Raw genomic sequence first — 26,601 nt, 5'->3', positions numbered from 1 at the left:
CATGGAAACATTAGATAATACATCGCGGCGAAGTTTTATGAAACTGGCTGCTACGGCTGGTGGTGGTTTGTTTTTAGGTTTTAATTGGACAAATTCTTCAGCCTTGCCAGTTGTTGTCAGCACGAAACAAGTCGCGGCAGGTTCGGTGAATTTCAATAGTTATCTTTCCATTGGGACTGATAATTTCATCACAATCATATCGCCAAATCCTGAAATCGGGCAGGGCATTAAAACGGCCTTTCCTATGGTTGTGGCCGAGGAACTCGATGCGGACTGGAAACTGGTAAAAACGGTTCAGGGCAATCTGGATCCCGGTGCTTTTGAGCGCCAGGTGACAGGAGGAAGCGGCGCCGTGCCTCACTCATGGGACCGTTTGCGGAAGGCGGGAGCCACTGCCCGTTACCTGCTTGTTGAAGCTGCGGCAAATCGCTGGAAAGTGCCTGCCTCGGAATGTACTACAAGTGATGGTAAGGTTTATCATAAAGCTTCCGGCAAATCATTGAGTTATGGTGAGCTGGCGGAAGAGGCTTCCAAACTCACCGCTCCAAAAGAAGTTAAACTCAAAGACGAAAAGGATTACAAGCTGATCGGGCATTCGGTCCGTAACGTGGATAACCACAATATTGCTACCGGCAAGCCGCTTTTTGGCCTGGATTTTTACAGGGAAGGTATGTTATTTTCCATCATTCAGAGGCCAAAAGCTTTTGGAATGAAACTAAAATCTGTCGATTCTGCGGCAGCGAAAGCGATGCCGGGAATTGTGGATGTCGTGACATTTGATAATAGCGTTGCCGTCGTCGGAAAATCTACCTGGCAGGTAAAAAAAGCTCGCGAAGCGCTAAAAATTGAGTATGAAAAAGAAGCTGACCTGGAAAGTACTTCTGATCATAACAGGATTTTTCAGGATTTGTTGGATAATGGCAAAGCAACTGTTAGGCGTAAAAATGGGGACGTAGAAGCTGCTTTCAAAAATGCTGCGAAAATAGTGAAAGCGGAATATCAGTGTCCGTTCCTGCCGCACAGCCCGCTGGAACCAATGAACTTCTTTGCCCATGTTCGTGAAGATGGCGTTGAACTTATTGGTCCTACCCAAACGCCTGATCGTGCCCGTGGTGAAGTTGCTAAGCTGACCGGTTTTCCACAGGAAAAGGTAACAGTAGAGATTACCAGGCAGGGCGGAGGTTTTGGTCGCCGGCTTGCAGCAGATTACGTAATGGAAGCAGCCAAGGTTTCCAAACTGGTAAAAGCACCTGTGAAAGTAATCTGGACGCGGGAAGATGATATGACCGGAGGAACATACAGGCCTGCGGTGCGCTACCGTTTTGAGGCTGCCCTTGACAAGGACGGACAGATGATCGGGTATAAACTGCGGGGTGTGGGAATGAATGCGGGTAACACAACAAGAGAGGATAATTTTCCTTCCGGTTCGGTTGATAACCTGTTAATTGATTCGGTAGATCATAAATCGCCGATCACAACCGGTCCATGGCGTGCACCGATCACCAATTTTTTGGCATACGCAGAGCAATCGTTTTTAGATGAAGTGGCGGAAGCAGCAGGAAAAGACCCTATACAGTTTCGTTTGGAGCTCTTAGAAAAAGCAAAAAAAGCGCCTGCCGGTGACGTGAAATATGATGTGGATCGAATGATCGCAGTAATTAAACTAGCTGCCGAGAAAAGCAATTGGGGTAAGAAAAAAGGTGTTTCGCAGGGATTCAGTGTTTATTTTTCTCACCGTTCATATGTGGCACAGGTGGGTGAAGTGATTGTGGAAAAGGGAAAACCTGCTTTAAAAAATGTAATCGTTGCAGTCGATTGCGGAATTGTAATCAACAAAAGCGGTTCATTGCAGCAGGTTAGAGGAGGCGTTGTGGATGGCCTTGGTCACGCAATGTATGGGAATCTAACTTTTAAAAACGGAGTGCCCGACCAAAGTAATTTCAATGGTTTTCGCTTGATCCGTATGAATGAAATCCCGGAAGTGGATGTACACTTTGTCAATAACGGTATTTCTCCAACAGGTTTGGGCGAACCGGCTCTGCCTCCAACAGGCGGAGCAGTTGCCAATGCTTTTTACAAAGCGACAAAACAGCGTTTAAGAAATCAGCCATTTATGGAAGATGCCGCGTTTAAAAGCATTTCATAAAGATTAGGCCGTGATAATGAAAATGGGAAATGTGCGTCGACATGTTTCCCATTTTTTTTAAGTATAAAATGAATTTTGCTGTTTTGTAATTGGTATAAGTGATTTGAAATAACATAGTGATGAAGAAACTATTGGCAACCGGTTTGCTGCTTTATTTATGCTGCGGAATGATTTCGTCTGCTGACTTTCCGATGGCCAGGATTTCAAACGGGCTTATTGAGGCGGATTTATATCTGCCAGATGCGGAATCAGGTTATTACCGGGGAACAAGATTCGACTGGGCGGGCGTCATTCCGAAGCTGGAATTTAAGGGACATAATTTCTTCGGGCAATGGTTTTCTAAATATGATCCTAAATTACATGACGCCATCATGGGGCCTGTTGAGGAATTTACCGCAATCGGATTCGAGGAAGCCCAGGTAGGAGCAGAGTTTCTAAAAATAGGCGTGGGGACGTTGGTCAGACCGGACGAAAAGGTTTATTCTTTTTCTAAAACCTATGAAATAAAAAATCCCGGAAAATGGAAGATAAAGAAACGTAAAGACAGAATTGAATTCACACATGAGATTTCAGATGCCGCCGGATATGCCTATCAATATCGTAAAACCGTAAAATTGAAGAAAGGAAAACCAGAGCTGGTGCTTGAACATACGATAAAAAATACGGGAAGAAAGGCGATTGAGACGAATGTTTACAATCACAACTTTTTCATGATTGACAACGAACCGACAAACCAGAACATAAAAACCACTTTCCCATTTAAGGTTGTTGCTGAGGGTAAGAATTTTGGAAACATTGCCGTAGTTGATAAAGAATCTATAACTTATGCGAGAACCCTGGAACAAGGCGAGAATGTGTTTAGCAGCGGTTTGCAGGGATTTGGAAAAACGAAGAAGGATTACAATATTTTTATCGACAACCAAAAAAGTGGAGCTGGCGTAAGGATTACGGGTGATCAGCCATTAGAGAAAATTGTGTTCTGGGCATGTCATACCACTTCCTGTCCTGAACCTTACATTAAACTTTCTGTTAAACCCGGTGAAAAGATCAGCTGGATAATCAATTATGAATTTAGTGTAACGAATTAAAATTATGAGCGGGAATATATTTCGTTGGGAACTTTTTAAAAAAGCCCCAATTGTCGGCATTGTCAGGAATTTGTCCCTGGAAGAGGTAAAACACATTCTTCCTGTCTTCAGGGAAGCCGGACTAACCACCATTGAGATTACCATGAACACGCCCGGTGCTGAGAATATCATTCGATATGCGTTGGAAAATGAGCAGGATGGATTGAATATTGGTGCAGGAACTGTCTGTACAAAGGATGACCTGGAACCGGCTTTGGATGCCGGAGCACAGTTTATCGTAACGCCGATTTTGAATAAAAAAGTAATCAAGTATTGTGTCAAAAAGGGCATTCCCATTTTCCCCGGCGCATTCACTCCTTCTGAGATTTATAATGCCTGGACGCTGGGTGCGGATATGGTAAAAATTTATCCTGCGACTTCGCTCGGTCCGGATTATATCAAAGATCTGAAAGCGCCAATGGGCCAGTTAAAACTCCTGCCGACGGGTGGAGTTGGGTTGGAAAACATGTCTGGCTTTTTAAAGGCCGGAGCCAATGGATTAGGGATTGGCGGACAATTGTTTGACAAAAAGCTGATTCAGGACAAAAACTGGGCCGGACTAAAAGATCATTTCCGTCAGTTTGTTGAGAAATTGAGTTAATTTTCAGTCCGGAATCTGATTCAGCGTGTACCAGGTTTCCGACGACCAAAGCGATTGCCCTGACTGGCTTTGCATGTTGTCGGGAAGGCGGAAATAGACCACACGGCCTTTTTTCAGGTTTGGTAATTCCAGTAATAACTTTTTCCGGTCATTTGAAATTGTCATTTTACTAATACTCAGCGTTTCCTGGTCCATTTTTGGGCCGCCGTATTTTTCTGTGGGCAAGTACCACCATTGCTGAATCGTAAATTCTCCCTCCGGAACTTTGTACCCGGCTTGCAGCGGCTGTGTGAATTCTATTTCAAAACCATTTCTTTTAGCTCGGACAGCCAGCATTTCAAACGCCGTTTTACCATTGGATTTCAATTTTTGTAAACCAAAAAGCTTTTCATTCCAGCTCCATCCGCCTCCGACCATGCCCACTTCTCCTACGTAGAGTGCGCCATCCGGACCGAAACGCATACGGTTCACACCCGCTTCCAATCCCTGGCTGAAACGAAAAACAGCTCCCTGGTATTCGCCTTTTACTTTTTCGAGAAAATCCCGCTGAATTCCTCCATAAGTTACATCTCCATGAAGCAGCTGACCTTTGTAAAGGCCTTCTTTTAATAAGACCGGTTCAGAAGGAGAGTTGCCGATTTCGTTTTCAGGAAGCCAGATTGCCGGAGGCGACATCGCAGGTCTTTGTTTAGGATCTGTTACATCCCATCCCATACCCAGATATTCTCCTTGTTTGATATGAATCAGTTTATTGGCAGGAAGCCATTGGCCCTGATTATCGGTCAGGAAAATTTCGTTATCCGGTCCCAGGCCAATGCCATTGGGCGTACGAAGGCCATAATTGACTATCTCAAAGGTACCGCTGCGACTAACTTTTAATGTTTTACCACGATCTGTAAGTTGTTTCTCTCCTGGTTTTAATCTCATGGCCATAGAAAGTGTAACATAAAAATAGCCGTCTTTATATACCAGCCCGAAAGCAAATTCATGAAAGTCGGCCGATACAGTCCAGGTATTACAAACTGACTTATATTCATCAATGATCTCATCGCCGTCGCGGTCAATAAGATGTGTCAGCTCCTGTTTTTGAAGGACATATATTTCACCATCCACAACTTCGATTCCGAGTGGTTCAGCAAGTCCGGTAGCAATCCGTTTTACTTTTATTTTACTACTCTTTTCCAGCCCGTCCACGATATACACACCACCTACCTGATCCCAGGTTGTCAGCAGTAAACGTCCGTCAGGCAAAAACGCCAGTCCGCCAACTTTGGGTTGAAACTGATCATTGTGCAGCGTCGTTAAGTCAAAAGCCGGATGAACGCCTGTCAAAGCTGCTCCATATCCCGGTTTTGTTGTTCTTTGGGGCGACTCATCTTTTTTCTGCACCGCAGCGACCTTAACCGGCGTTTTTGGAGTGAGCGTCAAAACGTAAGTTGTAATGGTTTTAAGCTCATCATCAGAAAGCAATGGGTGCGGGTTCATCACGCCGTTACCCCATGTGCCGGAGCCGCCTTCTCTAATCTTTTTGGTCAAATAGTAAACGGCATTTTTGTCGTTTTGATAACGTTTTGCTACTTGTTGAAAAGCGGGTCCCACGGCATTTTTATCCAGCTCGTGGCAGGTAAAGCAGTCACTTTTATCCATTAATTCCTGGCCTATATGCGCATAGATTTTCCGAAAAACGGGTGGGAATTGTTCAGGCAGAGGTTGGTACGAGGTTAGGTGCTTTGTAATGGTATTGGCGCCCAGGGCAATCGAATTTTCGGAAGATCTTAAAGAGATGGTAACGCCGTGCGGTACCTGGCTTGTTTTAAATACCCTTTCCAGGCCGGGATTGCCTTTTTTATCTGGTACAAACTCCGGACGTTCTTCTATTAAAATGGTATCACCGGAAGTAAGGGTCAATGCATATTTGAGATAAATCTGATTTTTATCAAAATAGTAGCCTCTGTTAAAGATTTTAATAAAAATATTCCTGCCGTTTTGTTCCGCAGTCCATTTGTAAGTTTTGGTAGAATCTGAAAAATAGTTAGCGCCCCAGGACGTAGGCTGAACATCTTTTTTACCGGTAAACGGAGCTCCGTCCATGGAAATACCGCCTTTCCAGACTTTACGCAGCGTGCAGCCTTGTAAGTCATAAGCAATATAACATGAAGTATCCAAGGCAATAGTAAGCATGCGCGGTTGTTTATCCAAAACCGAACGAAATGCCCAGATTTCAAGAGGACGAATTATTGTTTCCGGTTGCTGAGAAACGGCCGCAATTGTAAAACAGAAAATCAGAAAAACTATGATTGCTTTTTGCACAGAAATATTTGCCTTAAAGTCTTGATTGAGAAGAGACGCGCGATATCCGGATGCTTTTGCATACTTATCTAAAGAGATTGGAATCTCAAACTTTTACTCTTTTATAAGCCGGGATACGAGAGCTGCGTATAGACGATGCGTAACTATCTGAGAAAGTACCAATAGTGCAATTCTTCGAATTTGTAGAGATAATTCTATGATATGTTTAATTTTTCAAGTGTGAATTTTAAATTTTTTTAAAGACATTAAAATTTATTGTTGCCCAAAAAAAGATCCTTGGTCTACTTTTGTATTGTAATTGCCTCCCTGCCAGGGTAGTTAATAGAAGTATCTTTCTAAAAACACTTCATTAGAAGGCAGTAGATTTATCTGAACACACTTTCAAAAGTAGATTTATTATCACCTGAATGACAATTGTTCTCATTGACCAGCATCCTGTCCTGCGAAAGGGCATGGCATTATTTCTTGAAGCATCTTTTAAAAATCTTAAAATTATTCAATGTGATAATCTTTCCGCCTTTCACGACTTCCACAAAGATGAAAATCCTTCGCTGATCATTCTGGGCCAGGCGGAAAACGGTTCCGGTATTGATCTGAATTTAATAAAGACAGTCAGAAGGAGAAGACCAAATGCGGAAATGATGATCTATTCGGGTGATCTGCAGTATCATGCGGCGATTGCCGGTCTGGCTTCGGGGGTAAAAGGATACATGCTTAAGAGAAATCCCCTCGAAGAATTTCTAACATGCATCAACAGCGTTCTGGCAGGAAGGCGATATATCTGCCGGGAAATCATGGAAACCCTGGTTGACGAATGTCTGGATCTGGCAACGGAAGAAAACATGTATGGTTCTCTTACCGACGCTGAATATACAATTGCAGACTATCTTGCGAAAGGTCTTAAGACCAGCGAAATCGCCCGAAAAATCGGACGGGCAGAATCTACTGTAAGTTATTGTAAATCAAATATATTCAAAAAGCTTGGGGTAAAAGACGTTGTGCATCTAAAAAATGCCATGATGCAAACCTGGTCCTAGCATAATAAAATTCTGACAACGTTGAGTTAAATGCTTTCAGCCTCCGGGCTCTGTCCGGAGGGTTGATTCGTTATGACACATTATATTATTTAGCGGTTAAGTTCGAAATACGTGGTCAGTTCCACTATATTACTTACGCCCAGTTTTTCAAAAATCTTTGCTTTGTAAATGCTGATTGACGAAGGAGAAAGGTGTAAATGTTCGCTGATTGCTTTGGTCGACTGTCCTTTGACGAGCAATCCTGCAATCTCCACTTCCTTGTCGGAAAGCTTGCTAGAAATCGAGTCAGGGCTATTTTTTGAATTAAATAAAATTCCAAAAGCATTTTGTAACACCGAAGGGCTGGCATAAATCCTGTTATTCATCACGCTGTCTATCGCAGTTTTAAAGTCGCCATTCGGCGCAGATTTTGATATGTAACCATTGGCGCCTGCTTTAAGAAACGGAAGTGCGTAAAGCTGCTCATCATAGCCTGAACAGACGAGAATAGGAATGTTTGCCTGTTTCATGCGGATTGAATTGATCATGCCTACCTTATCTCCGCCGGGCAGGTTTATGTCCATAATCAACAGGTCAAACTGTTGCTTTTCGAGCATCTGAAGTGTCTTGTCGAAATCATCTACCATTGAAATTACCGCGTCAGGTAAGTGACTCAAAAGTATATGATGTATACCCATTTGAACCAGTGGATGGTCTTCTGCTATTAAGATGTTTTTCCCCACGGCCTGATTTTTAACGAGTTTGTGTGGCTTAGAATTTAACGCTTTATCCAAATATAAAGAAAGCTAAGTGTAATTAGTAATAATTCTAATGCAAAACATTTATAATTTTCTACACTAACGGCTTTGCATAAGGTGATCAATTCTCTGGCTGATTTCCTGAACCGGCGATTTGATAGTCAAATACCCATGGTTATAACTACGCACATTTTCGTTCCATAGATTACTTCCGTCCGGAGAAACAACACAGTTTCCGTTTTTAACAACGGAAAAGTAGGTTTCCGGTCCTTCAATTGCCTCTAAAACTGAGATTTGGTCCCAGCTTGCGCGTCCTTTAAACTGATTGTAAAGTTCATAGGCACGGTAAACGGGGCTGGATGGATTTGTGTTTGTTTTGAGAGAGGCACCTCCTGTAACAATTTGATTCCCAACTTCCCATCCGGCAAAAGTAACCGGAAGTTTCCAGGCTGCCAGGCAGGCGACTGTCGAAGCCGGATCGGGCCTGTAAAAATTTGCCTCTTTACCTGACGGAAACTGTCCGCCCATACATGACCAGGCCTTTACTTTGAGGGCAACCAATGCTTTGCCGCTAAGTTTACTGATTGCATCAGGAGGCGAGCTAAGTAATTTATTCAAACTGGTAAGATGTCCTATGGTGACGATTACAACGCTGTGATCGGGCTGGCCGGCGAGTAATCGGCGGTAAACTGCAGTACCGTTTTCGGCAACGGCATTGGAAGTTATGGTATGTGGAAATTCGGAAGCTATCTTTTGAGTATATTTTGAAAAGCTTTTTAGCGAATCGTTTTGACTGACGCCGATCGGAATGTCCTTTCTTCCGAAATACGTATTGATCGCATCTGTACATGCCGCGCTATACAAATCATCACTGGTAACAATTATTCCTAAAATACGTGCTTTCCCCTCGCGTTCGTAAGCGTGCAGCATGGCCAGAGCGCCGACATCATCTACGTCCGAGTCCATGTCCGTGTCCAGTATTACCATTACAGGTTTTTGAGCCAGTACGTGCAGATAGCTTATCAGCATCAAAACACAGAACAGCCAAAGGGAAAATCTTTTCATGAAAAGGGGTAACAATGTTGAAAGGTGCTGATTGTAAAAAGCGGGATTTTGTTGTAACTACTGAATACTTATTCGTCAGAAAAGTTAATTTTTTAAATTTGGAAAAAGAAAATCCTGCAAATCATGGACTTGCAGGATTAATAAGAGAAGCGTTACTTTTTCATAACATTGAGGTTTATTTACTGATTACAACCTTGTGTGTGCTAAGCGAACCGTCGGTTTTGGTTATCTTGACGATATAAATTCCATTTTGAAGATAACCTACCCTGATGCCCGCGGAGGAAATGGGGTTGCTTTTCCCGAGTATGGATTGATAAACCGTAATACCGCCTGCATTGGAAATAGTTACTTCTCTCACATTTTTCAGATCGGTTTCTTTTAGAAAAAGGACGTCCGATACCGGGTTTGGATATAAAGCTAAATACGATTCGAAACGGGCACTTTTTATGTTGCTGTAAGCAAACTTTGTGTCCTTGTCAACCATCTTTAAACGGTAGTAATTTATGCCGTCAAGTGGCGAAGCATCTGTAAACGAATACTGCAGCTGGGTTTTGCTTTCTCCGGTGGCAGCTTTTTCACCTATTGTAAGCCAGTCTTTGGTATCCGCACTGCGTTCAATATCAAAATAATCTGCGTTGGTTTCTTCTGCAGTTGCCCAATTCAGGTTTGCAGTTTTACCTTCTTCAGCAACCGAAAAAGATACCAGTTTCACAGGCAGCGCAGAATTTACGCACAACTCGACCGGTTCACTGGTGTCGGCGCAACCGCCTCCAATGGCCGAAATGTTTGTTCCGGCGGTAAGTGTCGGAGAGGCGTTTCCGTATGCAGTGTTGTAATTCACAACATAAATTTTGTACGTACCGGGCTGGGACGGACTGGTGATCGAAGTGGACGTGCCGCTCGATATGATTGCATCTGCCTCACTCGTTAACACATAGCGTGTTTGGTATCCTGCAGATGTATTTTGCCCGATCGCTGTAAACGATATGAGGCTTCCGGTGGATATACAGCCTCCTGATACGCAAAACCCCACTGGCACGGCTCCTATTGAAACACAGGTGCCATTTGCTGTACTTATGTTTGTACCGCGCGTAAATGCTGGTGGGAAAGCATCACTGTAATTGACGGTATAAATTTTATACGAACCGTCGACAGTCGGAGCAGAGAATCCGCTAACAACCGCAGCGATGATCGTTCCGTCATTTTTGGTAAGAATATTTTTTGTTGTATATCCGGCTGTAAGATTATTTCCTGTTATAGAAAAACCGATTGGTGTCCCAGGGCTCAGGCACTGTGCGAAACCGTTGAGCGCAAAGCTCATGATGACCGCCAAAAGTGCTAACCGATTCCAAAGCACCCATATTTTAGAGTGTATCATATTCGATGATATTAAGTGATTCGAGATCGGTTAAGGATTTAGTGTAATGCTACCTGCTGCTGGTTCGCAGCATGTAGCCGGTACGACATTCACTGTTACCGAAGTGGCAGCCGATGTTGTGCAGGCATCTTTGATAATTACCTGATAAACACCTGGAGCTAACCCGCTCTTCACATTACTCGCCTGGTAAGTAGCACCGTTGTCAAAGCTGTAGGTTTGACCAGCCACCGGGTTGCTAATTGTGACGGTACCTGAAACGACGGCACAGGTTGGCTGCGTTACAGTAGTTACCGCAGTTGCAAGTGGTACACAGCCGGCAAAGGTGAAGTAGGTAGTGCCGGTAGCCCACTGAATGGGTACGGAATAATAATCAACACCGTTTACAGTTACAATTGTGGTGTTAAGAGCAATAATTGAAGCCGAAGCCGTTGTTGCCGTGCTGCTTCTCAGCACATAAGGTGTTGAATATGCAGCCAGTTCACTCACCGGATACAACAAGGTTACCGCTTGTGAGATCGAGCCTGCATTTTCCAGTTTCCACCATTTGCTGAAGCGGTTGTTAATGTTTGTAATACCTGATACCCCGGTAGTTCCGGTAGCGTTGTCGTCTCCCCAGATAATATACCTTCTGTCAAAGCCTACTGCACCTGCGTTGAGTGCATTACTGGCCTGAGGTAAACCATTTAAGCTCATCATCACCTGCGGACCCGGGTTCGAACTCAGGCTTTGTTTCTGAAGCAGCTGAGAAATATCGTCGCGTCCTACACCGGCTATGTTATGTCCGTAACCAGCTACTGTGTACGGAATAGTTACACCATCCGATGAAACATAATCGTAAGGAAGGGTTTTGCCATATTTGATGGCAAGGTAAGTTTCAACCTGCTGACGCTGAAGGGTAGTGAGATCTTCTTCATAAACAATCAATTCAAACATATCCCCGTTCCATGGCTGGGTATTGCCGATACTGCTGCCTATTCTCAAATCTTTTCCCAACAAACTGTAAGATGGGATACCACTGTTCGTCGTTACAACGGATGTTCCGCTTTTAAAAATCTGATGGTTAAAGGCCGGAATTGCCGTTGTGCCTGTTCTGAACGTCCAAAGTGAATTGGTGTTATAATCTCCCGGAGTCATGGCATGGCTTATTCTGCCGCCAAAGGCATTTCCCATATCATAATAGACAACATTGCCATTTGGGAAATGGACGTTTAGCCTCACGGCACTGTTATCCGATGAGCCCCATAAAACGCTGGTCAGTGAGCTGCTGTTTCCCAGAATCTTAGCGGCTATAAACGTAGAGTTCGCACTTACAGCATCAGCTCCAAAAACGGTGTTGTTGATAAAAAGATCGGTGGAGCCGTTAAAATTAACGACCGGGTTGAAATTCGCCAGTTTGTTCACTTCATCATAGTATGTGGCTGCACCCGTAAAGTTCTTGCTGCCTGGCTGAGACGTCCAGCTGTTGATGGTGCTTCCGTTGGTGGTTGAGTTGCTGATACTATTTGCTTTGAGCCAAACCATTGCTCCGGTTACACCTCCGGGCGACTGAGCCTGACTGGACGCTGAATGAATCAACAGGATTGCCATGAGCAAATGGTAAAACATAAAAGGGGTGATCAGCCGTTTTGCGCGGCCGCGAGTTTTGATAAAAATTTGTTTCATAATCGGTTTTTGTACTTTGGAAATAATTAAAAATGGTTGGATCAGGCATGGCGGTCCAGTATAGATCCTGGTGGATTTATAAGGTTGACGTCATAGGTTTTTAATAGATACGGAACTTACTCTGACTGTAAAATCACACTCAGTTTGATGTAAATTGTGTTTGACTGGTAATTGAGTATAAGAAAGATTAATTAAAAGGTTGGCCGCAAAGGTATGCGTAAGACGCTTACGAAAGCTAACTGGTATACGTAGAAATATATCTGGATCAGCGTAGATTTTAATTACGGTTAGCCATATATGTAAAGAGGTTATCGAAATGAAAAAACTCCTTTTTTTATGATCAGATGAAAGTTTTTGAATAGCCTTGGAGCCTTAGAACTTTGAGTATGATTCTTTTAAATAAATCATTGATAAAACCATAGCCAATTTCAACCATGAGAATCGCAACATACAATGTAAACGGAGTGAACGGACGCCTGCCGGTGTTACTTCGCTGGCTTGAGCAAACAGCTCCGGATATCGTTTGTTTACAGGAATTGAAAGCGCCACAGGAAAAATTTCCTGAAAAGGCGATTTTGGAAGCCGGTTATCACGCGATCTGGAACGGACAGAAAAGCTGGAACGGCGTAGCGATTCTTTCCCGGCTGGACAATATACAGGAAGTACGCCGTACACTTCCCGGCGATGAGGAAGATACGCATAGCCGGTATATTGAAGCAATAATTGACGGGATTTTGGTTGGCTGTCTTTATCTGCCAAACGGTAATCCTGCGCCGGGACCGAAGTTTGATTACAAGCTCAGCTGGTTTGAACGGTTTAAAACACACGCAGCTTATCTGCTTTCCGAGGAAGTGCCGGTGGTGCTGGCCGGCGATTATAACGTGATGCCCACGGAACTGGATGTTTACAAACCCGAACGCTGGCTAGATGATGCGCTATTCCGCCCCGAGACAAGGGAAGCCTATAAAACACTGGTCGATCAGGGCTGGACTGATGCGCTGAGGAAACTCTATCCTGATGAAGTAATTTATACCTTTTGGGATTACTTCCGCAATGCCTACGGCCGAAACGCCGGTTTACGTATCGACCATTTCCTGCTCAGCCCTCAAATCGCTCCTCGCCTGAAAGCAGCCGGCGTAGACCGCGACGTCCGCGGCTGGGAAAAATCAAGCGACCATGCACCGGTTTGGGTGGAGTTATCTGCGCTGGTATGGAATTCATCATAGCTAAACTCAGAGAATACATATTGAGTAATCAAGAGAAAAGCACCTATACTAGCAGCCAACCCAAAAATCATAATGAACGAAATTGCCTTGTTCTTCAATACATTACGCCAGGCAACCTTAATGTAATTTTGTATCATAGCAACGTGAATTTAATCAGACAATAAGCTTGTGCTCTATCTAAATCACAAAAACTCAAATGTACAACTTATTAATTAGTTAATAAACTAATTAATAAGTTGAATTAATGTTGCACTATTGTTACTAAAATTAAAAAATGTAAATTTTTTAATTTACAAATCAGTACTTTAACCTTCTAAGACATCTTATGCATCGTCCTGTATAAAAGCTTGCGGCGGTTTTAATTACAGCTCATAGATCAGCGGAGATGAGTTCTTCCACTAAGCTGTGAAACCCTATCCCCGAAGGAGCTAAAATTAAAAGGGATTTATAATACCTTTTTTATAGAAATTTCATGAGTTGTAAGAAGTTACTAACAGTTTCGGAATTTTATTGCCGATTTTGATGTATAGCTATTAATGTAAAGTGTATTTTACCTAAAACGGCAGTTTAATTCCCATTTATTTATGGATATAGAAATGCAGCAAAAAGAGAATATTGGAAGGATTATTCAAAAAAGACGTAAATCCAGGCATATCATCCAGGCAGACTTGGCGGATATTGCCGGAATTTCGCCAAGAACCCTGCGAAACATAGAAAAAGGCCTGGCCAATCCTGAACTTGAAACCCTCATGCGCATTTGTAATGTTCTTGGCATGGTCATTAAATTAGAAATAGTTAAGTGATGGGAAGAAAGGCCGAAATCTACAATAACGGAATACTGGCTGGCACTCTTGAGAGAACAGATTCTCAGCAATATGTTTTTACATATGACAATGCCTACTTCGAGGATTCCAACCAATTTGCTATAAGTCTATCGCTACCAAAAACACATCAACAATATTATTCTGATGTTCTCTTTCCTTTCTTCTACGGATTGCTTTCCGAAGGGGTCAACAAACAGACTCAATGCCGCCTACTACGTATCGATGAAAATGACCATTTCGGTCTTTTATTAGCAACAGCAAAATCAGATACAATAGGATCAATAACAGTTAACGAAATTTTATCATGAATTGCTCTGGATGTTTTAAAGAGGTAGCCGTTGATGGGTACTGTAAAAAGTGTCTTAAAGAATTATTTGATGGCGAGAAGGTGAGTCACATCCTGCCATTTCATTCTCCTTACACGGAAGATTCAGACCTTTTCAACGATTTGACCAAAAAAATGTCGATATCAGGAGTTCAGGTGAAATACTCACTGAAACTGGCAAAAAGCCAACTGATTCTCACGGACAAAGGAGGTCAATTTTTACTGAAGCCTATTCCAATAGGTCAGTTTAAACATCTGGATCAAGCCCCTGCCAATGAGCATTTGACGATGCAACTAGCAAGGCAACTTTTCAGGATCGCAGTCCCGCCCAACGCGATTATTTATTTCAAGGATCGAACACCAGCTTACCTGGTAAAAAGATTTGACGTTAAGCCAGACGGCAGCAAGTTCCAACAAGAAGACTTCGCACAAATTGCCCAAGTCACAGAGATTACACATGGAAGAAATTTCAAATATGATCTTTCCTATGAAGAAATAGGCGCATTAATGAAAATCCACGTTTCATTATATCCGGTAGAAATTGAAAAATTCTTCAGATTGATACTGTTCAACTATATTTTTTCAAACGGTGATGCACACGTCAAGAATTTTTCTGTTATTCAAATTGAAACAGGTGACTACGTTTTCACACCGGCCTACGATTTGCTTTGCACCCGCATACATTCGCCTAGTGAGTCAGACATGGCGCTCATGCTTTTGAAAGATCGCTTTTCGGACGCCTATGATGCCCAAGGCTTTTATACTTACGATGACTTCTTACAGTTTGGGAAGGTCTTAGGAATCAAAGAGAGCCGGATTATTAAAATCATTTCGGAGTTTAACGGAAAAGAAGAAAAAATCGATTTTCTGATTGATAGTTCTTATTTAAACGAACCAATAAAGGCTGAATACAAATCATACTATAAAGACAAAATTAAACGAATTAATATGGAATGGCCGCGGAAATCATGATATGGTAAAAACCCGCGTATGGGAAAATACGATTTATATTATTAATATGTTTTACGACAGCTGGACGTTGAACCGAGAATATCTCAGCCAACGAATGAGCGTCAAGCCATACGGTGTCTTCTCCAAATTTTACTTCTATTTGAGTTTGTCCGTCCTGGCTTTGATATATTTCTATTTGATTTTTCATTTTCTGGATTTAGAATTCAAGTTTACAATAAATTTATAATTCTTCTGGAGCCAGTAGCAGCCGAGGCTGATTGGTCAACACGTTGCGCTCAGAAGTCTTTATATTTCAGAGAAAGTCTTCGATTCTTTCTCTGCCACCTCCCACGATAAAAAACGGCTCATGAAAGCCATTAAGGTATGAGCAAGATATTTGTAATTATAACACTACCAATGTATCGCAGGCATACTAGCGCCGCCTGCGATACATTGGTCTTAGGTGTTTCTCAACCGCTCCTTTAGCGCTTTCATATCCTCACTGATCTTCACATCCAGAATCTTAGCATAAACCATCGTCTGCTTCAAAGATCGGTGTCCAAGCATTTTTGACACTGTCTCAATTGGAACTTTGTTACTAAGTGTAACTGTCGTCGCAAAAGTGTGACGTGCGATATGAAAAGTGAGCGTTTTTGAAATTCCGCATAAAGTCGCAATTTCTTTGAGGTAGGCATTCATCTTCTGGTTGCTTAAAACCGGAAGCACAACTCCCCGGTTACTACACAACGGATCATCTTCGTATTTCTTCATTATTTCCAAAGCTGTCGGAAGCAGTGGAATTCTGGTGGCTGAATCCGTTTTCTGTCTAGTGGTATCGATCCAAAGATCCCCATCCATTCCTGTAACGATATCGCTACGCTTTAACTGCTTTACATCAACATAAGCAAGGCCGGTATAACAGCAGAAAAGAAAGATGTCACGAACATTGTTGAGGCGATCCATTTCAAATTCCTTTTCCGTCAGGCGTTGGAGCTCTGCCCGCGACAACGGATTTTTTACAACTTCCTTTTTAGTCAGTTTGAATCCCTGGAAAGGGTCTTTTTTCAACCATTTATTATTAACACAGATGAGCACAATCTTTTTCAGATTCGACATATACTTAATGGCCGAGTTGTGATTACAACCGCGTGCGCTGCGAAGCCAGAAAGAGAACTCGGAGATGAATTCAAAATCAAGGTCGCTGATCCGTCGGTCATCCATTTTGTATTTCCACTGGATAAATGAGCGCGTATGCTCGAGCGCAGTTTTGTATCTGCTTAGTGTAAGCGGAGCAAATTCTTTTCCAACAAGTGCTGCCATCTGCTCATTGTGGTACTGGAAAACTTCCAGAATGGTTCTTGTTTCAGTACTCTTTCCCAAAAGAACATTTTTGAGTGCTTCCGCGGTGACTTTTATGTCATCTTCGATAAGCATCTTTTTAGCCTGATGAACCTTTGCTGCTAGCATGTCCAGATAGGCATTAAGCGTTCTGGTGTCTTCCTTGTTGCCGGTCGCTCTTCCAGCTATGGAATTCCAATGTTTGGTATTCCATAGCTTTTTTGTGGATAGCTCTGCAACTTTTCCCTGGACTGTGATCCGCAGATACACATATCTGATATTTCCCTTTTGATTTTTGGCGGGCTTTAAATAAAAAAGCAGGCCGAAACTCTTTTCCAACATAACACAAGCGTTTAAGATGAATAAATATCGAGCCGCCGCGCTTGTAAAACAAGATGTTTATCTCTTGAACATCTTGTAAATCAATGACTTAACCCCACTTCAGTGAGTCTTTTTTCAAAAATGAGCGAACTACACGAATTACTCACTGAAACATTGAGAATTTTTGCATATTTTGGGATATCCCGGAAAGCAAAAATGCCCGTAAATCATTGATTTACAGGCATTTTGTTGATTTTAAAAACTTCTAAATGGGAGGGAGACGGGTCTCGAACCCGCGACCTCTAGAACCACAATCTAGCGCTCTAACCGACTGAGCTACAACCTCCGTTTTTGCCTATTCGGGCAACCCTGTTCGGGGATACAAAAGTATGAAAAGGTTTGAAGCTTGCAAGACTATTTTCTAGTTTTTTTACAAACTTCAAACCTTTTTATATTTTAAACCTGATTATTTGCCCGCAACATAAAGAGCATCAGCAGCTTTCCAGTCTACTACGTTCCAGTATGCGTCTATATAATCAGGACGTTTGTTTTGGTATTTCAGGTAATAAGCGTGTTCCCACACGTCAAGACCGATGATCGGAGTACCTTTTACTTCGGCAATGTCCATCAGAGGATTGTCCTGATTTGGCGTTGAAGTGATCGCAACACCATCGCCTGTTTTGATAAGCCACGCCCAACCGGATCCAAAACGTCCGATTGAAGCTTTTTTGAACTCATCCTTAAATGCAGAAAAAGAACCGAATTTAGCATCGATTGCTTTTGCCAGTTCTCCTGTTGGTTCTCCGCCGCCAGAAGCAGAAAGTGACTTCCAGAAAAAGCTGTGGTTCCAGTGTCCACCTCCGTTGTTACGAACGGGAGCCGGAGCTTTGCTGATATTCGCTATTAATTCCTCTATGCTTTTACCTTCCAGTTCAGTACCTGCAACAGCGGCATTCAAATTGGTAACATATGCCTGATGATGGCGATCATGATGTATTTCCATTGTCAATGCATCGAAGTGCGGCTCCAGTGCATTATTGGCGTAGGGTAACGGGTCCAGTGTAAATGCCATTTTAATTTAAGGTTTAATGGTTATTGAATGTAATAGATTAGTTTGCTAACAGCAGAACAGGACTTTATGTTCTTAATGTCTTAAAAAATTTGAGAAGCAGTGTTCTCGATTCTTCACCCAGAATTCCGGTTGTCAGCTGTGTTTTAGGATGTAAAATTCCTGTGCCAAGTCTGGAAAATCCTCTCTTTTCGTCTGTTGCTCCAATCACCACTCTTTTCATTTGTGACCAGTAAAGTGCTCCTGCGCACATCACACAAGGTTCGAGGGTGACATACAAGGTGCAATCCTGCAGGTATTTTGCTCCCAGGTAATCTGAAGCGGCGGTGATGGCCAGCATCTCCGCATGGGCAGTTACGTCATGCAGTTTTTCGGTTTGATTGTAGCCTTTTCCAATGATACGTTCACCGATCACCACTACTGCGCCGACAGGAATTTCGCCGTCTTCGAATGCAAGCTGTGCCAAACGCATGGCTTCCGCCATGAAGTATTGATCAGCGATATCAGCTTGTATGTCCATGTTTTTATTTGAAATAAGATTACAAAAATGGGATATTCATTGCCTCCGCAACAAATATCCCATTTTATATTCCGGTTAACGATATTGTTATTAACGCTTCATTACTTTATTCACAGAACGAAGATTTCCGTTTTGTACCCGCAGCAGATATAATCCGGACGGGTATTTAGAGAAATCCAGCTCGGTTGTTTTCTGACGAATAACCTGTTCAAATACCGGACGGCCTGTCAAATCAATCACCTCGACTTTTGCATCCTTTGGAGATAAGGCCCCTGAAATTTCAACGGTACAAAGCGTTTCAGCTATGGTTGGATAAACAGTTACCCAATTCGTCACAACAGGCTCAACAGCCAGGATTGGATCTACCTGAACTCTTGCGGATCCGGCACCTTTACCTATACCACAACCGTTGGTTGCAGAAGTGATCGTATATGTAGTCGTCGCTTTTGGTGTTATTTTAAATGTATAAGAAGCAGTCGTGGCGGTAATCAGCGAATCTTTCACACCATTGTTAAGGCTAAACGTCCATGGCGATTTTCCCGTAATATCTACCTTCAATGTTGCCGGATCTCCCATTAACACCGTTTGCGCTCCTGAAATTGTTGCGACTGGCAGAGGGCTGGCAGTGATGCCCAGCGGACTAACGCTTCCTCGTACAAAAAACGCAGGATTTGTTCCTGAGCTGACAACACGGACAAAATAATTGCCGCCCGCAGTGGTGTCAGGGAATGTAGCCGTTATCAGGTTTGAGGTTGCAACAGACGGGATCGTGTAGAATTTAGCATCTTCATTAGTAAGTGCTATCTGGACCTTAAATGTATTGCCTGCCGGATAATCTCCTGATTGCTGGAATGGGACAGTAAAAGTTTTACCTGCGCAAGCTTCGGCAACAGACGGACTGCCGGAAGTAATCGTTGGAATTCTTACCGTAACAAGCACAGTACCGACAGGCGATCCCTTCCCACAAGAGTTGGATATTTCGGTTACGAAATAGGTAGTTGTAGTTAGCGGCGTTACCTGTTCGGTCACTGTTGATTGTGTCGTAGTGTTTGTTACACCATGAGAAAGTATATATTTCCAGGGACCGTCACCTGTAAAGGCAAGAGATAGCGTAGCAGACTGTCCCAGGTCGATGGTTGTATTACCTGTTAAAGTTGCAGATGGTAAAGCTTTGATATGGATTTTAATTTCCTGTTTAGGGCTTTCACATTTATTTTCAAGTCCTGTCTGAGTAACAAAGAACGAATAGTCCTCTACTTTTCCGGTGTAGGGCGTGTATGGATATCCCTGCCAGTCATTGGGTCCTCCGTCTGCGGTACGATACCATTTCAATACAGTTCCTGTCGCATCCAGAATTGGCGCCGTTTCGTTCTGACAGTAAGCCAGTGAGGTTTGTGTAACAGGTAAAGGAGTTGTGTTGATTTTTACATCAATTTTTGTCCTGTCGCTTGCGCATGCTTCCAGAGTTTGGGCAACATAATAGGAGGTCGTACCGCCATTTGCTGTTGAAGGCGTTGGTGCAGTTCCGGAAGCAGTTCCTCCGGCAGCACTTGTTCCATACCAGTCGAGCGTTGCGTCGGATACGGGTGTTGCTGACAAAGGAGAAGCAGCTACAAACTGGCAGTATTCAATCAGCGCGGCAGAAATTGATGGAACAGCAGGAAGTGGTTTAACTCTTATTTTGATTGCGGCACGAACAGGACTTTCGCAGCCTGTTGCGGTAATCACCTGAGTTGAATAAAAAGTTGTTTCTCCGGCATTCTTTAAATTTACAGTTGGAGGCACAGCGGTTTCTTTGCTTCCGCCTGTAAGTGCCGAATACCAAGAGATCGTATTTCCTAATGTGGGCGTTGCAGAAAAAGTATATGTTTTATCTGCACGTTCCTGACACAAGGCCTCAGAAGCTGCAGTCAAGTTTGCAGGTAATGGATTTGTAATTACATCCAGTTTAGCACGAGGTCCTTCACAGGATAATCCGGTATAAGCAGTTGTCTGGCTAACATAATATGAAGCTGTACCAACCGTTGCAGTTGATGGTACAGGTGCAGCTGTTAAGGCTGTTCCTCCGGTTAAACCGTTATACCATTTCAGACCTGTTCCAGTTGCGGTAAGTGCTGTGGCATTTGTCACATCCTTACAGTAAGGGACAGCGGCTACTGTCGGTGCGGCTGGCTGTGCCTTTACATCCAATGCCAATATCGCCCTTGTTGCGCTTTCGCAGCCGTCTGCGGTTTGTGTTACATAGTAATTTTTAATACCAGCCGTGGTTGTGACAATAGCAGGTACCGATGAGGTACCCGTGCCACCTGTGGCGGCTGTATACCAAAGCAATCCGGTCTGAGGAGTAACAGCACCGGAAAGAACTGTTGAAGCTACTGTTGTATTTTCACAAACTGCGGCAAGTGTTGTAACAGTTGGTACAGCAGGTAAAGTTTTTATTTTAACATCAATTCTGGCTCGGTCGCCTTCACATCCATATAGAGACTGACTAACATAAAAAACCAAATTTCCGGCTGTCGTTGTAACCGGAATTGGGGATATTTCCGTGGTGCCGGTTGTAGAAGCATACCATTTTAAAGCAGTACCGGTTGCTGTCAATGCGGTTGCTGTTGAATTTAAACAGTACTCAACAACGGTTGAGCTTACAACGGGAAGAGGCGTTTTGTTTATAATTATTTCAATGAATTTTTTAGGGCTTTCACATTTACCGGTTTCGGTTTGTGTTACGTAAAAAGTTTGAACTTCTGAAACACTTACATTCCCGTTTGGTACTGCAGAAGCAATGAGTCCACCTGAGGCGTTATACCATTTAATGGCAGTTCCCGTAGCTGTTAATGCTGGGATTGCAGCTGTAGTGGCACAGTAGGTCGTTGCTGAAGTAATAGTTGGAGCTGCTGAAAGCGCACATGCGCTGACTGTTACTGTTATCTGCGCACGTGGACTTTCGCAAGCTGATACCGTTTGTGTTACCCAAAAATTCTGAGTTCCAGCCGCAGTTGTTGTTGGTGTCGGAGCCGTAGCCGAACCTGTTCCGCCCGTTGCTGTTGTATACCAGAGCAAACCTGTTCCTGTTGCTGTTAGAGCGACAGGGGTTTGTCCAACTCTGTAAGCAACCGGTGCTACTGTCGGCGCCGGTGGAGGCGTACATGCGCTGACTGTTACTGTTATCTGCGCACGCGGACTTTCACAGGCCGATACCGTTTGTGTCACCCAAAAATTCTGAGTACCTGCCGCAGTTGTTGTTGGTGTAGGAGCCGTAGGAGAACCGGTTCCTCCTGTTGCGGCAGCGTACCATAATAAACCAGTTCCTGTTGCTGTTAACGCGACGGGTGTTTGTCCTACTGTGTAAGCAACCGGTGCTACCGTCGGTGCAACAGGTGGTGTACAAGCGGTAACTGTTACAACGATATTAGCACGCGGACTTTCACAGGCCGATACCGTTTGTGTCACCCAAAAATTCTGAGTACCTGCCGCAGTTGTTGTTGGTGTGGGAGCCGTAGGAGAACCTGTTCCGCCTGTTGCGGCAGTATACCATAATAAACCAGTTCCTGTTGCTGTTAACGCGACGGGTGTTTGTCCTACTGTGTAAGCAACCGGTGCTACCGTCGGTGCAACAGGTGGTGTACAAGCGGTAACTGTTACAACGATATTAGCACGCGGACTTTCACAGGCCGATACCGTTTGTGTCACCCAAAAATTCTGAGTACCTGCCGCAGTTGTTGTTGGTGTCGGAGCCGTAGGAGAACCTGTTCCGCCTGTTGCGGCAGTATACCATAATAAACCAGTTCCTGTTGCTGTTAACGCGACGGGTGTTTGTCCTACTGTGTAAGCAACCGGTGCTACCGTCGGAGCAGGAGGAGGAGTACATGCGCTCACTGTTACTGTTATCTGCGCACGTGGACTTTCACAGGCTGATACCGTTTGTGTTACCCAAAAATTCTGAGTTCCAGCCGCAGTTGTTGTTGGTGTGGGAGCCGTAGGAGAACCTGTTCCGCCTGTTGCGGCAGTATACCATAATAAACCAGTTCCTGTTGCTGTTAACGCGACGGGTGTTTGTCCTACTGTGTAAGCAACCGGTGCTACCGTCGGTGCAGCGGGTGCGGTGCAGGCAGTAACGACTACGTCAATTTGTGCTCTTCCACTTTCGCAGGTGCCCACTGTTTGGCTTACAAAAAAACTTTGAGTGCCTGCGGCGGTGGTCGTTGGTGTGGGTGCAGTAGCTGAACCTGTTCCGCCTGTAGCCGCCGAATACCATAATAAATTGCTTCCTGATGCAGTTAACGGAGCCGCTACGGCACCTGTAACATAAGAAGGTGGTGCTGTGAAAGTTGGATTTGCCGGAATCGCATTAACCGTAAAAGCAGCGCTCGGCGTCATTGTTGCTGCAACAGGATTACTTGAAGTAACCCGTATTGTATATGCCGCCCCTGGTACCGTTGCAGCCGGAACAACCGCTGTCAGAGGAGATGCTGTTCCTGTTGTAGCCAGAAAAGTGCCCGGGAATGCGCCTGCGGCAGTTGATAATTCAATTGTAAAAACATTACCTGCAACAAAGGTGCCGGTTGTTGTGAATGGAACTGATATGCTGTTTCCTGCACATACTGCTGCCGGGCTTACCGCACCTGTCGTGATCGTTTGTGCAAATGATGAAGCTGCTGCTAAAATCGCAGCGATGCAAGCAAAAAGTCTTCTTTTAATAAATGTTTTTTCCATGTATCCTACTAATATCTATTCTCTTACCTTTTCAACTGGTAAAGTTAGAGATATTTTTCAAATACATTCCCACACTATTAATGCAGAACTGCTTTCCTTTCTTTTATTGATGTGTAGACAACATCCTGTATCCTTCTGCGGGTTCGCTGAGAGGTTATTGCCGCATTTTCCGCATCAGGATTAACACGGTTTGACAAAAATATAAATAACAAATCTTCATCCGGATCCACCCAAACCATTGTTCCCGTGAACCCCGTATGCCCGAATGAATTCACAGAAGCCTGAGGAGAGACATAGGAACTGTTGCCATCGGCAGGCACTTTATCCCAGCCAAGTCCGCGATGATGTGTCTCATCATAAACCCTGGAGAAAAGAGGTACGGTTGCTGAATTAAAGTAGTTTCTCCCGGCATAATTTCCTTTCCAAAGATTCATTTGAAAAAGAACGGCAAGATCCCTGGCTGTTCCAAACAGTCCGGCATGGCCTGAAACTCCTCCAACTTCGGCCGCCATCTGATCATGGACGGTACCCTGTAAAAGCTGTCCGCGGTAACGATAATCCTGCTCGGTTGGGGCAATTTGTTTTTCGGGGAAACGGCGTAAGGGGTTGAATCCCAGGTAAGACAGTCCCAGTGGCTCATAAACATTGGAAGCAACAAAAATATCAAGTGGTTGGCCGGTAACCTTTTCCACAATTTTTTGTAAAGTCATAAATCCCAGATCACTATACAAATAACCGTACTGGCCAGCTTTATCCTTTCTTAAATTCAGGGGAGATTTTACAACCCATTTCCAAACGGAATCACGTAAGGCTCCTTTGGCAAAAAGCTTGGGAGCTACTTGCAGGTAATGGGCACTATCCGCTTTTGAACTATAATATTGCGGTAGCAAACCGCCGCCGCCGGTTTTTGTCCTGTCCCATAAAGAAGGATAAAAAGAAATCAGGCCCGAACGGTGCATTAGCAAATCACGCACGGTAAAGTTCTCTTTATTGGTAGCCAAAAGCTCCGGCAAATAATGTGACGCTCTTTCATCCAGATCAATCTGCTTGCGGTCGTACAGCAGCATAACAGCCTGCAGGGTTGCTGAAACTTTTGTCAGGGATGCCAGGTCATAAATCGTTTCCTGATTTACCCGATCCGGAAACCGGTAGTTTAAACCTCCGAATTGTCTGTCGTAAACAATCTTACCTTTTCTGGCAACCAATACCTGGCAACCCGGAAACACATGATCCTGAATAGATGCAGTTGCGATTTCATCTATTTTTTTCAACATCAGTCCATCCATTCCAACACTTTCCGGAGTGCCAAATGCGATACGGTTCATGGCGGATGTTGTGACACCGTCTCCTGCTTTGTATGAAAGTACAGAAACCGGCAAACGGCCCTGCGAGGAAAGCGCGCCAAAAATGATTTGAGGAACAATTTCCTGCTGATCCTTTCCATCCTGACTTGCGCAAATCAACGCGTCTGTTTCAGGGAAAAACTGAATACTATATGGTGTTCCAAAAAGGCAAAGAATAATTTTTTTTTCCTGCTGTTTTAACTGCGTTACAAAATCTATCATGCCTGGCGTAACACCATAATTTCGCTTGGGATTGGACGCAATTCCATGTACATCCACCACGACTACTTCATAAGGCTGAAGATAATTCAGCATTTCGGTAATCTGTTCAGGCGTTGACGGACCGTCATAAAAGCTAAACGAACGCATGGGTTTGTAGGTTGTCAGCATTTTTTGAAAAGTGGCATTGCTCCCTTCTCCAATACTTACAGAGGCCATTTTGTTATCAATAACTGACCCGATCGGTAAAATGCCGTTTTCATTTTTAACTACCGTAACCGAGGCTTCACAAAGTTCGCGGTAAAGCTGTTTGCTGTTTTCGGTATTTAGGTCGGCATACAAATTAGTTGTTTCAATCGGCTTATACTTGCTTAGTCCTGCCCAGTATTTAGCCTGAAGTATTCTTTTTACTTTATCATCAATTATTTTTTCACTGATAATCCGTTGGGCAATTGCATCCTTGATTTTCGTAATCGTTTCGGCTACATTTTCAGGATACAGCAAAACGTCATTTCCGGCAACCAGCGCTTTCATATTCACCTCCGGAGCACGACCCGTTTTTAATACGCCACGCATATTCATCGCATCGGTGAAAACAAGGCCACGGAAACCCAGTTCTTTTCTAAGCAAACCGTTAATGACTTTTTCTGAAAGTGAGCTGGCAAGCTGGGGAGAACTGTCCAGTGCCGGAACATGCAAATGACCGCTTAAAACACCCATCAAACTATCCGCAATCATTTGTCTGTACGGATAAAGATCAACTTCAGACAGCTGTTCAACAGAATGTGTAAGAACCGGTAATGTAAAATGCGAATCGGCATCTGTATCACCATGTCCGGGAAAATGTTTCGCAGTTGCGATAACGCGGTTGTGCTGCAGGCCTCTCATGTAAGCCACTGCCTTGCGTGTTACATTTTCACGATCTTCTCCAAAGGAACGTATGCCAATTACCGGATTATTCGGATTGCTGTTGATATCCGAAACAGGGGCAAAATTAATGTGGATACCCAGTCTCCTGCATTGTTTGCCAATATCAGCACCCATGCGGTAAATGAGCTCATCATTTTGAATTGAGCCTAAGACCATTTGTTTTGGAAATGAAATCGTGCTGTCCAGTCTCATGCCTAGTCCCCATTCGCCGTCAATTCCAATAAAAAGCGGCGTTTTGGAATGTGACTGGTATCTGTTGGTAAGCTGCGCCTGGCCAACCGGACCGCCCTGAAAGAAAATAAGGCCTCCTATGTGGAAATCGTTGATTAGTTTGTCAATGTAGCGGTAATGTGTTTCGTCACGATTGGAGAAAGTCGCCACCATAAAAAGCTGGCCGATTTTCTCATCGATTGTCATGGTTTGTAGCGTGCTGTCGACCCAGTAATTTTCAGGCAAAACGAGCACAGGTTCCCTTCTCTTTTTAGGAGCTTTGGTCTGTTCCTTTTTGCTTTCAGGCAATACAACAACTGCCTCATTTCGCACAGAAATTATTTTCCATGCTACTGAAACAACAGACGTTAAAACCACCAATAAGACAATACCTGCGACAACCCCGAAACGGCTGACAAACCAATTTTTCATTTTCAAATCCACTGACTTTTATGAGGGAACAACAACAATTCTAATTCTGACATTTTAAACAGAGTTTACCAAACATTACAACAATAACAATTTCGCAATTAAATAAATGCAAAAAAT

The 26,601-nt window shown here is 43.7% G+C and carries 18 protein-coding genes and 1 tRNA gene; 8 read left to right on the top strand and 11 right to left on the bottom strand.

What is annotated here, in order from left to right; all coding sequences use genetic code 11:
- Window position 1 precedes the first annotated feature (1 nt).
- The 3 genes from E0F88_RS21780 (at window position 2) to E0F88_RS21770 (ending at window position 3,874) form a co-directional block, all read left to right on the top strand.
- Window positions 2-2,146, top strand: a complete 2,145-nt coding sequence (locus tag E0F88_RS21780) for a xanthine dehydrogenase family protein molybdopterin-binding subunit (RefSeq protein WP_131960402.1) — start codon at window positions 2-4, stop codon at window positions 2,144-2,146.
- A 119-nt stretch (window positions 2,147-2,265) separates the two neighbouring features.
- A complete protein-coding gene (locus tag E0F88_RS21775) occupies window positions 2,266-3,234 on the top strand; it encodes a hypothetical protein (RefSeq protein WP_131960401.1) in 969 nt (322 codons plus the stop codon).
- A gap of 4 nt (window positions 3,235-3,238) precedes the next feature.
- Window positions 3,239-3,874 carry a bifunctional 4-hydroxy-2-oxoglutarate aldolase/2-dehydro-3-deoxy-phosphogluconate aldolase gene (locus E0F88_RS21770; RefSeq protein ID WP_131960400.1) on the top strand — a complete coding sequence of 212 codons (636 nt, stop codon included), beginning with the start codon at window positions 3,239-3,241 and terminating at the stop codon, window positions 3,872-3,874.
- A 3-nt stretch (window positions 3,875-3,877) separates the two neighbouring features.
- On the opposite strand, the gene E0F88_RS21765 is transcribed toward E0F88_RS21770, so the two are convergent.
- Window positions 3,878-6,055, bottom strand: coding sequence for a c-type cytochrome (locus E0F88_RS21765; protein WP_131960399.1), 2,178 nt, complete (start codon window positions 6,053-6,055; stop codon window positions 3,878-3,880).
- A gap of 536 nt (window positions 6,056-6,591) precedes the next feature.
- Here E0F88_RS21765 and E0F88_RS21760 point away from each other — a divergent pair.
- Window positions 6,592-7,221 (top strand): LuxR C-terminal-related transcriptional regulator, encoded by a 630-nt coding sequence (locus E0F88_RS21760; protein ID WP_131960398.1) that lies wholly within the window; start codon window positions 6,592-6,594, stop codon window positions 7,219-7,221.
- Between the two features lie 89 nt (window positions 7,222-7,310).
- On the opposite strand, the gene E0F88_RS21755 is transcribed toward E0F88_RS21760, so the two are convergent.
- The 4 genes from E0F88_RS21755 to E0F88_RS21740 form a co-directional block, all read right to left on the bottom strand.
- A complete protein-coding gene (locus E0F88_RS21755; protein WP_229213866.1) occupies window positions 7,311-7,943 on the bottom strand; it encodes a response regulator transcription factor in 633 nt (210 codons plus the stop codon).
- Between the two features lie 114 nt (window positions 7,944-8,057).
- Window positions 8,058-9,023 (bottom strand): nucleoside hydrolase, encoded by a 966-nt coding sequence (locus tag E0F88_RS21750; RefSeq protein WP_131960397.1) that lies wholly within the window; start codon window positions 9,021-9,023, stop codon window positions 8,058-8,060.
- A 175-nt stretch (window positions 9,024-9,198) separates the two neighbouring features.
- A complete protein-coding gene (locus E0F88_RS21745) occupies window positions 9,199-10,401 on the bottom strand; it encodes a T9SS type A sorting domain-containing protein (protein WP_131960396.1) in 1,203 nt (400 codons plus the stop codon).
- A 30-nt stretch (window positions 10,402-10,431) separates the two neighbouring features.
- Entirely contained in the window at window positions 10,432-12,063 is a 1,632-nt protein-coding gene (locus tag E0F88_RS21740) for a DUF8202 domain-containing protein (RefSeq protein WP_131960395.1), read from the bottom strand.
- 434 nt (window positions 12,064-12,497) lie between these two features.
- Here E0F88_RS21740 and xth point away from each other — a divergent pair, with 434 nt between their 5' ends.
- The 4 genes from xth to E0F88_RS21720 all read left to right on the top strand — a co-directional run bounded on the left by xth (window position 12,498) and on the right by E0F88_RS21720 (window position 15,410).
- On the top strand, window positions 12,498-13,289 hold the full coding sequence (gene xth / locus E0F88_RS21735; protein ID WP_131960394.1) for an exodeoxyribonuclease III: 792 nt from the start codon (window positions 12,498-12,500) through the stop codon (window positions 13,287-13,289).
- A 584-nt stretch (window positions 13,290-13,873) separates the two neighbouring features.
- Window positions 13,874-14,092, top strand: a complete 219-nt coding sequence (locus tag E0F88_RS21730) for a helix-turn-helix domain-containing protein (RefSeq protein ID WP_229213865.1) — start codon at window positions 13,874-13,876, stop codon at window positions 14,090-14,092.
- Window positions 14,092-14,421, top strand: a complete 330-nt coding sequence (locus E0F88_RS21725) for a HipA N-terminal domain-containing protein (protein WP_131960393.1) — start codon at window positions 14,092-14,094, stop codon at window positions 14,419-14,421. The genes E0F88_RS21730 and E0F88_RS21725 overlap by 1 nt, the downstream gene beginning before the upstream one ends.
- Window positions 14,418-15,410, top strand: a complete 993-nt coding sequence (locus E0F88_RS21720; protein WP_131960392.1) for a type II toxin-antitoxin system HipA family toxin — start codon at window positions 14,418-14,420, stop codon at window positions 15,408-15,410. Before E0F88_RS21725 ends, E0F88_RS21720 begins: the two co-directional genes overlap by 4 nt.
- Window positions 15,411-15,848: 438 nt before the next feature.
- Here the strand turns inward: E0F88_RS21720 and E0F88_RS21715 are convergent, their stop codons facing one another.
- From E0F88_RS21715 to E0F88_RS21690, 6 genes are all read right to left on the bottom strand, one after another.
- Window positions 15,849-17,069, bottom strand: a complete 1,221-nt coding sequence (locus tag E0F88_RS21715) for a site-specific integrase (RefSeq protein WP_131960391.1) — start codon at window positions 17,067-17,069, stop codon at window positions 15,849-15,851.
- A 250-nt stretch (window positions 17,070-17,319) separates the two neighbouring features.
- A tRNA-His gene (locus E0F88_RS21710) sits at window positions 17,320-17,395 on the bottom strand.
- Window positions 17,396-17,514: 119 nt separating this feature from the next.
- Window positions 17,515-18,120, bottom strand: coding sequence for a superoxide dismutase (locus E0F88_RS21705; protein WP_131960390.1), 606 nt, complete (start codon window positions 18,118-18,120; stop codon window positions 17,515-17,517).
- Window positions 18,121-18,184: 64 nt separating this feature from the next.
- On the bottom strand, window positions 18,185-18,637 hold the full coding sequence (locus tag E0F88_RS21700) for a nucleoside deaminase (protein ID WP_181956106.1): 453 nt from the start codon (window positions 18,635-18,637) through the stop codon (window positions 18,185-18,187).
- Window positions 18,638-18,727: 90 nt separating this feature from the next.
- Entirely contained in the window at window positions 18,728-23,350 is a 4,623-nt protein-coding gene (locus tag E0F88_RS21695) for an Ig-like domain-containing protein (protein WP_131960389.1), read from the bottom strand.
- A 77-nt stretch (window positions 23,351-23,427) separates the two neighbouring features.
- Window positions 23,428-26,484 (bottom strand): serine hydrolase domain-containing protein, encoded by a 3,057-nt coding sequence (locus E0F88_RS21690; RefSeq protein WP_131960388.1) that lies wholly within the window; start codon window positions 26,482-26,484, stop codon window positions 23,428-23,430.
- Between the last annotated feature and the right edge of the window lie 117 nt (window positions 26,485-26,601).

This window comes from Dyadobacter psychrotolerans, assembly GCF_004349265.1.
Classification (GTDB): Bacteria; Bacteroidota; Bacteroidia; order Cytophagales; family Spirosomataceae; genus Dyadobacter; species Dyadobacter psychrotolerans.
The sequence above is the reverse complement of the archived record's forward strand: the minus strand, read 5'-3'. Positions and strand labels throughout refer to the sequence as shown.